The sequence below is a fragment of the Chitinophaga sp. CF118 genome, assembly GCF_900112615.1.
Taxonomy (GTDB): Bacteria; Bacteroidota; Bacteroidia; order Chitinophagales; family Chitinophagaceae; genus Chitinophaga.
In genome coordinates, this window is record NZ_FOMK01000004.1 from 920557 (window position 1) to 933643 (window position 13087).

Sequence of the window (13087 nt, forward strand, 5' to 3'; positions counted from 1 at the left end):
AATGGAGTCTACAAGCCAGGATGAAAGTCTTTAAGTTCAGGAAAATGCGCGACAAATAGTTACTTACTCAATCCTGCAGCTGATATCAAATACTAACTGGTTGCTAAATAAGTAATTTCTCTCTTCAAACTATCTTATGCTTACTTAGAAGAGACTGTAATCGCTGCATCCGGCAATCCCACTGCTTTTGCCCTGAGTGTGATTTCACCGGCCTCTTTTCCTGATTTCAACACTACCAGGCATCTGCCATGCCATACCTTCCGCTGAGGCAACTGGTAACTTTCAAGGCTAACCGGATTTGCATTTCCAACACCGACGATAGTACCAGGGCCTTCTACTTCAAATTGTACCAGGTTTTCTGCCAACGGATTACGAATACCCTTTGCATCGGTCAGGTTTACGGTGATATAACTCAGGTCCTGTCCATCAGCAGTGATGGTGGTTTTGTCCGCTACCAGGTGGATCTGTGCAGGTTCAGCAGCAGTAGTAAGTGTCACTTTCTTTTTGCCAGCTACTGCGGTTAAAGTTCCCGCTTCATAAGGGACTTCCCATTCAGCGGTATGCTTCACTGCATTTTTCTTACCAAGAGAACGGTTATTCAGAAATAACTCTACCTCTTCAGAAGATGTATAAGCAACTACTTTCAAAGGTTCTTTTCCTTTCCAGTTCCAGCTATCGGTTACATCATGCCATTCCCAACGGCTCCAGGCAATTTTATCAGGGTTCGTTGTAAAAGAAGGCTGAGGTGGTTGTACAAATAATGACAGTTGTTGTCCGGTTTGCCAGAGCACATCCCTGTAGTATGACTGCGGACGTTTCCATCCGCAGATATCAATATCTCCGCAGTAAGCCAGGTTCCAGGGATAAAAGCTCTGCTTTTGTATATATCCCAGCCATCCGATGCTAGCTTCTCCTATGTAGTCAAAGGCTGTCCATACAAAGTCTCCTATCACCCAGGAATGATCTTCCACTGCTTTCCAGTAATCGTACATATCCAGTGCATAAGATTCTGTTGCCATCATTACTCTTTGCGGCACACGGGCATGATCCGTTACATATTTATCGGGTGCATAATTGTAGCCCGCAATATCCAGCGCTGCAAGGAAAGGATCTTTATCCTCTGCTATGCCATTCACTCCACAGGTAACGGGGCGGGTAGTATCTATACTCTTTACAAATTTGCTTAGCGTGACGGCTACCGCTGCCACTTCTGGTTTCTCTCTGTGCGGAATTTCATTACCTATGCTCCACATGATAATAGAAGGGTGATTACGGTCACGGTACATCATACTTTCTATATCCCGCTGCCACCAGTCTTTAAAGTACAGGTGATAATCTTCCGGATTCTTTTTATCCTGCCAGGTATCAAAAGCCTCATCAATCACCAGCATCCCCAACCTGTCGCAGGCATCCAGGAATGCCGGCGAAGGAGGATTGTGTGCGCAGCGGATCGCATTGTATCCGCTGGCCTTTAACAATTCTACCTTGCGTTCCTCAGCCCTGTCATATGCCTTTGCTCCCAACGGACCATTATCATGATGTACACAACCGCCTTTCAATTTTAATGGCTGTCCATTGAGCCGGAAGCCATTCACCGCATCAAAAGCAATAGAACGGATACCAAAGTTGGTAGTCACACTGTCGGTTACACGATCATTAATAGAGATTGTTGTTATTGCTTTGTATAATATGGGCGATGTTACAGACCACAGTACTGGCGATGGCACCAGTATTTCCTGTTGCAGCACTCCATGAGAGAGAACATCTTTTTTCGAGGCAACCTGTTTGCCTGTAGCATCCAGCAACCGGGTAACGACTGTTACCATAGCAGTATCTTTTTGCAGCCTGGTTTCCACTCTCACAGTAGCACTTGTAGTACTTATTTTTGGTGTGGTAATCCAGGTACCCCATTGTGCTATATGCACCGGGTCCAGTGTTTTCAGCCATACATGCCGGTAGATACCAGAGCCAGCATACCAGCGGCTGTTTTCTCCTTCATTTCTAACTTTCACAGCAAGAATATTCTGTTCGCCGAAACGGATATAGGGTGTAATATCATACCAGAAAGAGGTATAACCATAAGGATGTTTGCCTAATTTCTTACCATTCAGCCACACTTCTGCATTCATATATACACCATCAAACTGCAGAGTAAACTGTTTACCTTTTTGTACAGCTGGTATCGTAAAGTGTTTGCGATACCATCCTGTTCCACTGATTGTGAATCCTCCATTTACCTGGCTCAATGCACCGGCATTAAAAGGAGATGTTGTACCGGGAAGATCTTCAATGCTCCAGTCATGCGGCAGATCCAGCATTCGCCAGGAAGTATCGTTGAATGTAATATCTTCTGCGCCGAGTGCGGCACCGCGATGAAAAAGCCAGCTCTCATCAAACAATTGCTGTTGTGCATGTGCAGATGAGATAACAAAACAAAGTAAGATGGTAAGTATTCTCATAACGTTCTATTTCTTTGTGAATGTAAGTTTACTCTTCCCCATATCAACAGAGGTAGCCACGGCAATACCGCGCTGATCTGCGTTATTTACAGCACAATAAAAATGGTAAACTACACCCTTATAGTTTATCACAAAAGATTTATGGGCAAATCGTTCATCATAACTTTCTGAAGAGGTGATCAGGTCTTCTCCCGTCCAGTCTGTCCAGTGAACAAGGTCATAAGAACAGGCAAAGCGGTTAAATGCATTGGGTCTGTTTTTCCAGAAAGCCCCAAAGTAGAACATTACCCAGATATTGTCAATTTTCTGGATCACAGCATCGCCGGTAATACCGGTAAAATGATCCAGGACAGGATCTTTTTTATAGCGGATCCAATGTTCCATATCATTGGAAACGGCCATCCCTATCCGTTCCTTCCCTCTCTTGGGACGAAGACTATCTCCTTTGGCATTGTAATACATCACAAAAGGATAACCGGTTGTTTTATCCTTGTCGTAAATAATGGAACTTTTGTAAATGGTATTATTCTCCCACCATCCGGCATTACTATCGGTCGCTTTTAACACCGGTTTTTCCAAACGCTGCCATTCGTGCGGGGTGGTAATACTTTTAGTTGTGTGAGCAATTCCTATCGAAAGCAGCCCTTGCTCATATCCGTGTTCTGCGCCTCCTATGTAAGACATCCAGTGTTTTCCATTGTATGATGCCCATTCATAACTACCTCCCCATTTGTAATCCTGCAATGAAATATATCCCGCTTTTTGTGTAGCATCCCAGGTGGTGCTGTCTGAAAAAGACATCATCTTTCCCTTCGTTTCCCAATGAAGCAGGTCATTACTTTTAGCTAACCACGTTTCATATCCTTTTCCATCAAAAACAATATAGACCATATACCATTTACCATCTTTCCTGAAGATACTTGGACAATCCATCTTTTTTAAACTATCTGAAGGAGTGAGAACTAATCCATATTTATATGGCGTTTTAATTTTTGAATAGATCTTTTTCATAGTCATACTATCAGGAAGATCTGACTGCAACTGTACAGGACCCAGCAACCCGGCTTTCAGCAGCGGTTCTTTCCGAGAGACACTGTTATACCAGGTGTTGGTCACTTCTATTTCAATCTTATTCTGTCCTTTCTTTAATGCCTTTGTAACATCAACACTATAAGGTGGTGTCCATGCTATTCCACAGGAGATACCATTAACTTTTACTTCGGCAAGGTTATATACCTCTCCCAGGTTTAACTTTATATTACGACCATTATTTCCATTCCAGTAAAACGTTTGTGTATAATTCGCTGTACCGGAAAAGTATTTAATGTTCTTGTCGGTTTCATATGTACTCCAGTCTGCCAGCTTCTCAAAAGTAACAGGAGCAGATTTCCCAAATGTTACTTTCCACGTACTATCTAATACCTGCAAAGCTGTTAGTGTACGCCAGTTATTGCCTGTATGTTCTTCTTTCACAACAGTATGCTTCCTGAATATCACAAACACAGAGCCATTGGCGGGCAACTGTAATGACAATATAGTACGTCCGTTTATCGATTGCCAGTTGCTTAATGCATACCGTTCTCCTGTAACAGGGTCAAATAATTCCGGAATAAAACCGCTGATACGAAAAGAACAATCTATAATACGTTCGCTGTTCTGTTGATTGGAAATAAAATAGAGATCAAAATCTTTTGAGGTACGGTGCGTCCAGGCGGTTCCTTTTGGCACTAACAGATCCTGATGCAGATCCAGTGATGCAAAGGAAGATTGTTGCCAGGGACCTTTTACTATTAACCCTTTTCCCAACCTGCCAGTTTTAAAAGTAGTATCGCCATTCAGCGGACCACTGATCAATACCGTCGCGCCCTCATTTACCAGCTGGTATAAGCGGGTTAATATTTCAGGAGATAATACATTCCCCTGGGGAGACATGGCAGTAACACCCGGTAATATCAATAGTTTGTAAGAGGCACCACCAGGAAGATCAATACGTCCATTGTTTACTTTAGCCAGCCGCATCAATGCATCAGGATTGAAAGAATCGTAGGCATACCCATGCAATGGATCTACCCAATCTTCCGGATTGCCGATATTGGCACCAGACGTTACACCCGCAGGCATTTCCCTTACCGGTAAGTCTTTATTAGCTAAACGTTGTTGCTCACTTTTCACAATACTATCTCCGAAAATACCTGGTAATACAGGTACTAACCTGTCCGGCAATACGGCACGCCGGGGAATTTCTGTACCGGTAAATACAGCAACATCTGCTACAGGACGGCCCTGCTGCAATAAAGCCTGACAACGTTGTGCATAAGTAACCCAGGCAGCCCCCGGCTTCCACCAGGTTTGACTGCGTTGAAAGAAAAGACCTATCCCATCCATTGTTTTACCAGGGCCATCGCCTTCAGAGGAGTGATGAATAAATACATGGTATACCAACCGGTTGATGCCCAGTGCATAGTTGCGGTCCTGCAATGTTTTCAGCATACCGGGGTGTTCATCCCATTTAATACGTAACGAGGTGAAAGCTTCCGCCTGGATAATTTTTTTCCCATAGATATGCGCACCGGATATTGCATCCAGCATATCATTTGGTTTATCGTGTGTAGGACTACGTAACCAGAATTCTCCCATCGGGATATCTACCGCACTATAATGCAGCATACCGTCGCCAGTCATTGTGGGGGCCATACTTTCAGCACTGAAAGTGCATCCTTTTGCATGTGCCAGTGATGCCAGTGTATCGTAGAAATTCTGTTGCACAAGTGAGGTGATTGTTTCTCTTACATCATGCAGAAACGCTTCTGATTTCGCAGCACTTTCTACCGGTATTCCTGCCATTGCCGGAAGGTAACGCAGCAGATCATAGCCTTGTTGTTTGCGGAAAGCTGTCCTGAATACCGGCGACCAGTTCTGGCTGCCACATTCCCAGCTATCTACATGGAACATTTTCAATGCGGGCCCTGTTCTGCCTAATGCTTCTCCATACCAATGTTCAAACTGTGTTCGGACAGCCACAGGGTTAAACTTGTCACATTCCAGGCCCTTGCCTGCCCCGCCAGTTGCATTCGTGTGCCCGGTGGAGGTATGACCAATTCTTAACACAGTCCAGTTGCCCGCCGGTGCCTTCCAATGCAAACATCCGTTTGCATCCATCTTATCTGTAAGGTCAATGATTTTATCAGGAGCAATGCAAAGAGAATCCGGCAATTGGGTTGATGGACTTATCCGCCATACTGCTCCTGTCTTTCCTTCATACTGATGAATACGGGGCAAAGGTGATAATTCAATACCGCATATTTTCAGGCTTTGCGACCATTTAGCGGCATCCAGATCTTCCGCGCCGGGTTCCGATCCTGCAGGATCGTACACAAAACGGAAATAACGACTCGTGATAGCCGGGATAGAATAGGTAACATCTGCATCTGTATCCTGCCAGCCATGACGGGGAGATTCCATTTTATATGCAGGACGAAAAGTCGTTCCATCATCACTCACAGTTATCAATAAACGATGAGCCTGATAGTTATTACCTTTTGTACGGATGATTACAGACCGGCAAGTGAAAGGCTGCTCATATGCATACTGAATCCAGCAGGATTCTTTGCTTTTAAAGACTTCTTTATTACCAGAAACTGCCAGGAATTGAGCTGCTGCTCCACTGGTAGTGACCACTGGTGTTGAAGAATTGTATACCGGAGAAGGATAAGCTAACACTGCAATATCCCGGTAATAGCCTTCGTTTGTTTCAGGTTGTGGTAAAGTATCCCTGGGAGATGAAATAGTCCATACTACTTTTTGCATTGATAATTCCGGGGTGATCCAGGGGCCACCAGCTAAAGCAAAACCATCACTAACGTGCATACCTATCTGTAATCCCAGGCTGTCTGCCTGCTTCATGGCATATCCTACCATATCCCACCATCTGGGGGTCAGTTGTTCTGCTATATTCACTGAAGCTGAATCTGTCTTTCCTTTGATAGTCATCAGGTAAGCGCCGCCAATACCAGCTTCTTTCATAGATTGCAGGTCGGCTTTAATACCTTCACGTGATACATCAGCATACATCCAGTACCAGAACACCCAGGGTTTAGCTGATTTTGGCGGATGCAGGAAAAGGGGATCGAGCGATTTCTGCGCAAACAAACTGGTTGCGCAGAATAAGAAAACCGTTATGAAAAAAAGTCGTTTCATGAGTTATAACAGGACACTACTGATTATTATAAATATTTCTACGGTTTGATTTGTTCAACACTACGGCTGAAATCATACTTCCAGTAAGCTTAATTACTTATTGAAAAATTGATTTCAGGTAAGCTGTGTTTGCACTAAAATTCCCTTTCACATTCTTCACATCATTTGCATCACGGGATCTTTCTATCACAAGCCAGCCACGCCAGCCCATTTTATCGAGCGTGCGTTTTACTTTTTTCATATCTATATGCGGATCATGCTGTAACAATACCCCATCAGTATCTGTACAATGAATCTGGCAGATCCTGTGTTTACCAAGTGTACGTAGTTCTTCATACAAATCACGGCCCGCTTGTATTGCATTGGAGAAATTGAAATAACTGCGGATGGCGGGAGAACCAATTTCATCTAATAGTTTTACTTCTTCTGCTGCGGGCAGCGCTGTTTCAATACCGATGATCACATCCGCAGCGGTTGCTTTTACCGCCACCGCTTTCAATCGTTCTACAATAACAGGACGTAATTCCGGGTGTTTTATTAAGTCCCCTTCTACCCCTAATGGAAGAAAAGCTATCTTCACTTTCATCTGTACCATCGTATTGATACAATCCTGTACCATCACATCCACACCAGCCCTTTCAGCAAAAGACTGTGCATAAAAACCAGACATAGCAATAGAACTAATTGCCACATTCAATTCTGCTGCTTTATCAAGGAACTGCTGCCGAACGGCCGGATCTCCGAGTTTACTATCGAAAGTCGGGCGGTTACCTAATCCTCCCATATCCACCTCTAACCCATCAGCTCCAATATCTTTAGTGAGCTGAAAAGCACTCAGCTTTTGCCGTTTCAGAATCATCCAGTCACATACCGCTATCTTGTAACGGGGTTCCTTTGCAGCAGCCAGCAAATACTTTGGCAATAGCATGGCTGCTGATATTATGGCAGCGTTGTTGATGAACTGTCGTCTGTTTATCATGGCCATTGTTCGTTTTTTATCGGTTTTAATTCAAGCTGACGTGGATCTATTTTCACATGCCTTATACGTTGCCGCCGCCAGGTGTATACAATATGTACATATCCATCAGCCGTTTGAATCACGGAAGGATAAGAGTACTGACTAATAGGCGAATCTTCCAGCACTAGTGCAGCATCCCAGTTGATACCATCTTTAGAGACCGCAACATTCAACGGTGTACGCGCTCCCTTGGAGGCTCCTTCCGGTGTTTTAACATGGTTGTAAACCAATAACTGCCGGCCATCTGCCAGCGTTACAGCATCTGTACCGGAATTATTATTTGGAAGTAAAGTAGCTGTGATGGGCGACCAGGTACGGCCATTATCTTCAGACCATGCCTGCTCTATTACGCGCTCCTTACTGCGACAAAGGATCTGTAATTTCCCCTTACCATAAGAGAGAATACTGGGCTGAATTGCATTATTCGTTTCATTAATCGGGCCTATCATACTCCATGTTTTACCGAAATCAGGCGTTGCTTCAAAATGCACTTTCCAGCCGCCTTCTTCGGTACTTGAGGGACATAGCAACACTCCGTTATCCAGCAATACCGGTTTGTTTTTTATAGGGCCTAAAAAACCATCAGGCAATGCCTTTGGCGCAGACCAGGAGATCCCTCCATCTGAAGATGTTTTCAGCCATCCTTTCCAGCCTGATACTTTAGGTCCAATTTTATAGAACAATAACAAATCACCTCCTGGTACCTGGTATAATACCGGATTCCAGCAGGCATACCGCACACTGTCTGATACGATTCCGTTTGCTACTTCAACCGGAGCTGTCCATTTATCATTTACCTGCCGGCTAATCCAGATGCCCACATCCGGATTCCTTTCTTTTGTTCCGCCGAACCAGGCCGTGATTAAACCTTTTGGCGTTTCTGCAATTGTGGCAGCATGACTTTCAGGGAAGGGTGCATCATCAAAAATAAATTCGTCTGTGATCATCCCTTTCTTTGTTTCCAGCTGAGATGTAAAAGTGTAATCGCCCGAACCTATTTTAAACACCGCTGTATCATGCTGCATGCGTAAAAAGGTTCCTTCACTCTTTACATCATTCTGAACATGTGCAGGAATATATACGGTAGCCGTAGTATTTGCAGGAATGGTAATATTCCAGATAAAGCGGCCAGGTTCCTTCTTCCAGTGACTGCGAATCAATCCATACATAGAATGAAAGGACGCATTCACTTCATCCAGTCCTTTTACAGGGGTAGGCTGCATGATGATTTCTTTGAAAGCAGTATTACTTTTGATGCCCGCCAGGTTTTCATAATACCAGATAAGTAGATCACCCAGCAACATCACATGATTATGAGAGTTCATAGCTGGATTGGCGGTATTACCATTCCATAATTCCCAGATAGTAGTAGCTCCATTGGCTACCATGTATCCCCATCCCGGATAGTCTCTGTCTGCTGCTATTCCGTAAGCAAGATCAGGCCTGCCATTCTCTGTTAATCCGCGCATAAGCCACTGTGTACCTATTACGCCTGTGCTGATATGTCCGTCGTATTTATTGATAATATTGTCTGTGATCTTTTCAAATACCTGCTTATGATAAGCAGCAGGGACCATACCAAAGGTCAGGGGCAACAGATCTGCTGTTACAGTATTATTATCGTATTGTAATTTCTCTTTGTTGAAGAAGCGCTGATTAAAAGCCGACTTTACCGTTTCAGATAATGCGGCGAATGTTTTTACATCCTTTTCCTGATGGACCATTCCGGCAAAATGCTGCATTAAAGTGAGCAGATGATAATAGGAGGCTGTTGCGATTAAAGCACCGTTAGTTAACCGCGTACTATCTTTTGCATGGATCAGCTCTTTCGATTCCGGTGGTACGCACCAGTCGCCATATTTATCTTTGGTCATAATCCCATTCACCAGATATTTACCATGCATATATTCCATCCACTTTTTCATAGAAGGATAATGTTTGATGATGGGCTGCTGATCACCAAACTGTTCATACAAAGTATTTGCTATTAACAGATAGCTACCCGGCCATGTGACATTGTCCGAATAGTAGTTCCAGTAAGCAGGAGCTACATCGGGAATAGCGCCTTCGGCTGTTTGCGCATCCTCAATATCATCCAGCCATTTGGCGTACAGTTTTGCGTTATCGAATATAAAGCTCTCTCCGTGTGCACCGGTGGCTCTGTCGCCCAGCCAGGGCATGCGTTCATTACGTTGCGGACAATCTACCGGCATACCTTTGTAGTTTCCTCTAATACCCCAGTAAGCATTTTTATAAATCTGATTGAGAGTAGGATCGGATGTTTCGAATTGTCCGGTAGTTTGCAGATTATCATAGATTACCTGTCCTTCAAAGTCGGTTAATTTTGGGGTATACCCGGTGATTTCTACATAGCGAAAGCCATGATAAACAAAAGAAGGTGCCCAGGTTTCTTCTGCTCCACCTTTCAGTGTATACTTATCTGTTACTTTTGCATCACGCAGATTATCCATGTACAATGTACCATCCTTCTTTACTGTTTCTGCAAAACGGATACTCACCTGTTGTCCTTTGCTTCCTTTTACTTTCAACTGTAACCACCCCACCATATTCTGACCCATATCCATGATATACACGCCTGGTGTAATTTCACGGATAGTAACAGGTTTGATTCTCTCCATCACCCTAATCGGCTCATTCATCTGTGCTTCCAATCGCCCACCGGGAGATTGCACCAGTGAAGCCTTCATCCAATGACTGTCATTGAAAGCAGTATTATTCCATCCCGGCATTTCTTTAGTTGCATCATATTCCTCCCCATCATATTCGTTATTGGTACGGATAGGACCATCTGCAGTCATCTTCCATGAATCATCGCTGATGATAGTCTGGTGTATTCCATTCTCATATTCAATTTCCAGTTGCAGTAATAATTTAGGATAACCGAAAGTTCTGATCTTTTTGGGCTTATATGCTTGTCGCATAGTAAAGTAACGCCCATTGCCCAATACAGCACCGAGGGTATTGTTGCCCTTTTTTAATGCATTGGTTACATCATAGGTATTGTATTTAATACTTTTAGTATAATCAGTAGGAGCCTGTGTAAGTACATCTGTACCGGTACGTGCTCCGTTTATGTATAACTCATAATGACCGGGACCGGCGATATACACCTTTGCCTTTTTAACAGGGGATTTTACTTCGAATGATTTACGAGCATAGCGCGCGGAGAGCCGGGAGAATTTACTTTGTGCACTATCCCATGCAAAAGCACTATCCAATCCTATCCATTTAGCCTTCCAGTTGAACAGCCCCATACTCCAATGCGCATATTTGCTCCAATCACTCTCTCCCCGGGTAGTCCAGACTTTTACTTTCCAGTAACAGTCTGCCTGACTTTGCAATTGTTTACCGGCATACACTACATGAATAGATTGATCTGATAATACTTTACCGGAGTTCCATACATCACCTTCCCCTTTTTCCAGTTTCTCTATAGAAGACGCTACCAGCAACTGGTAAGCTGTTTGTTTAATATTCTTCTCACTACCATTTATTTCCCAGGATAAACGGGGTGTAAGCACATCCATACCTTCCGGATCCGTCAGCATTTCACAACGTAAAGTGGAAACTGATACCGGTGCATGAAAACCAACCATCATTAATAACATAGTCATCAATCCCCTGATCATAAAGCTGCTGTTTTAAGTGAACGGATATAATACACAGCATTCTTAGCTATCGGTAACACTGGCAAATCATAGTCCTGATCTGCCGGGGTATCGGCATTAGGGAAATGCCGGGGCTCTCCAGTGCGGAATACAATCCGCTCTACCACATCCAGTGGTGCAAACAGGAGGCTGGTCAGCGCATCTTTGCCATTTACATTGATGGTATAAAAACGTGTAGTTGTATTTAAAGTGATACGGATTCGATAAAGACTATCTGTTTTATAACGCATGAAATTCTTATAGCGGGCGCCAGCTTTTGCTTTCAGTGTAGTGTCTGCATCAAAAATAAGACGGAGGCCAGCTGTTCCTTTTCCATCCTGTAATTCTATCTGTAATTGTCCATGATCATCCGGTACTACTGAAAATTCAACAAGCAGTTTTTTTGTAGCAGGAATTAAATGTTCAGCTTTTGCATAATCATAAGGATCTTTATCCTGTAGGGTAAGACCTTTGTCTGTAATACTTACAGGCGCCCAAAGCGGACTATAAATATTCCATGTTTCCAGGTCAGTAATATTTCCATTGAGGTGTGAATTACATGTATCTTTTACTGGCACTGGTATCTTTGCCACCCAGATATCTTCTTTATTCATGCTATATGTAACCCATAGATTACTATCTGGCGGAGTGCCGTTTCCTTCTTCTATTCCTCTTACATATTGCGGTCCGTAAGATTTATAATTCCCTCCATAACGCATTGGAGGTACTTCACCATTCACAAGGAGCAGGTTAGTATATTCAAGTCCGTTATCACTTACCGACAATGCCAGCGGCCATCTGTATTCCGAGGGATTGTATACAGTAGCGAAACGGCCATCCGCCATTTTTTGGCCCCAGATCTTTGCAGTACTGTTCACAAATCCTGGTGCACGTGCAACTGTAGACCATGTTCTGCCTTCATCGCTGCTTAAAGCGGTGAGTGCATTCTTCCATAACCCTACCACCCTTTTATCCGGCAGATGATAATAACAGAAAGCTTTGTATTGCTTTTGCAAAGGAATAAGAGGATCATCTCTGTCTGCTTCTTCATTCCATTGCTGCATCATTAATGGCGTGGCCAGTAATTCATTACAGGCTGCTATAAAATCTTTATTCTTACTACTGGTATAAAAAGGGAATGAAGTATTACTTGTATTCCAGGCTTTATTATAGCGGAGAAAATAAACAGGACCATATTTCCCATCGGGTAAAATTTCTCTTACTACACGCCCAATACCATTACCATCATTCGGATCATCTTTTGCATTCAGGCATATACCATAATAACCTAAGGCCAGCAGGTGATTACTTTTAGAAACATAAAATCCCATTCGCTGATGCATCACAGCATACAGGTTATGCGCAATACCATCTTTTACCGGACCGTCAGGAATTTTATAAGGAGGAAAAATAACTTCCGGTGATGACCATGTAACACCATCCGCAGAGGTAAGTAATAATGTTTGTCCTGGTGGAATACTTTCCCCCGTTTCATCACTCAGGTATTCAACGTAGAACCTGTTATGCCAGTAAGCCAGCATAGGTGCATGGTTGTAAGTCCAGCCATGAGAGATTTCACGGTTAGCCCGCATCACCTGGATATTATGTACACCCATTACAGGCCGTAACTGGCCATGATGATAATCTACATTCACTAATGTATTACCCGTGTAATGGACACCCTCCTGTGCAAAAGCAGAAGTGGATAATAATAGCACGAAAAATAAACCTGCTTTCCTGATCAT

The 13087-nt window shown here is 43.5% G+C and carries 5 protein-coding genes; all 5 read right to left on the bottom strand.

The window, feature by feature from the left end:
* Nucleotides 1-140 precede the first annotated feature (140 nt).
* The 5 genes from BM176_RS19950 to BM176_RS19970 all read right to left on the bottom strand — a co-directional run bounded on the left by BM176_RS19950 (nucleotide 141) and on the right by BM176_RS19970 (nucleotide 13087).
* On the bottom strand, nucleotides 141-2459 hold the full coding sequence (locus BM176_RS19950; protein ID WP_090106052.1) for a glycoside hydrolase family 2 TIM barrel-domain containing protein: 2319 nt from the start codon (nucleotides 2457-2459) through the stop codon (nucleotides 141-143).
* Between the two features lie 6 nt (nucleotides 2460-2465).
* On the bottom strand, nucleotides 2466-6656 hold the full coding sequence (locus BM176_RS19955; protein WP_090106053.1) for a glycosyl hydrolase: 4191 nt from the start codon (nucleotides 6654-6656) through the stop codon (nucleotides 2466-2468).
* A 97-nt stretch (nucleotides 6657-6753) separates the two neighbouring features.
* Entirely contained in the window at nucleotides 6754-7635 is an 882-nt protein-coding gene (locus tag BM176_RS19960) for a sugar phosphate isomerase/epimerase family protein (RefSeq protein WP_255373549.1), read from the bottom strand.
* The gene (locus BM176_RS19965) at nucleotides 7632-11324 is read right to left on the bottom strand and encodes a family 78 glycoside hydrolase catalytic domain (protein WP_090106055.1); all 3693 of its coding nucleotides are present in this window, start codon (nucleotides 11322-11324) and stop codon (nucleotides 7632-7634) included. Before BM176_RS19965 ends, BM176_RS19960 begins: the two co-directional genes overlap by 4 nt.
* The gene (locus BM176_RS19970) at nucleotides 11321-13087 is read right to left on the bottom strand and encodes a sialidase family protein (protein WP_090106147.1); all 1767 of its coding nucleotides are present in this window, start codon (nucleotides 13085-13087) and stop codon (nucleotides 11321-11323) included. Before BM176_RS19970 ends, BM176_RS19965 begins: the two co-directional genes overlap by 4 nt.

Bases quoted from the DNA above. Each gene is read 5' to 3' on its own strand.
- BM176_RS19955 (WP_090106053.1), bottom strand. From the start codon at position 6,656: ATGAAACGACTTTTTTTCATAACGGTTTTCTTATTCTGCGCAACCAGT.
- BM176_RS19970 (WP_090106147.1), bottom strand. From the start codon at position 13,087: ATGATCAGGAAAGCAGGTTTATTTTTCGTGCTATTATTATCCACTTCT.
- BM176_RS19960 (WP_255373549.1), bottom strand. From the start codon at position 7,635: ATGATAAACAGACGACAGTTCATCAACAACGCTGCCATAATATCAGCA.
- BM176_RS19965 (WP_090106055.1), bottom strand. From the start codon at position 11,324: ATGATCAGGGGATTGATGACTATGTTATTAATGATGGTTGGTTTTCAT.
- BM176_RS19950 (WP_090106052.1), bottom strand. From the start codon at position 2,459: ATGAGAATACTTACCATCTTACTTTGTTTTGTTATCTCATCTGCACAT.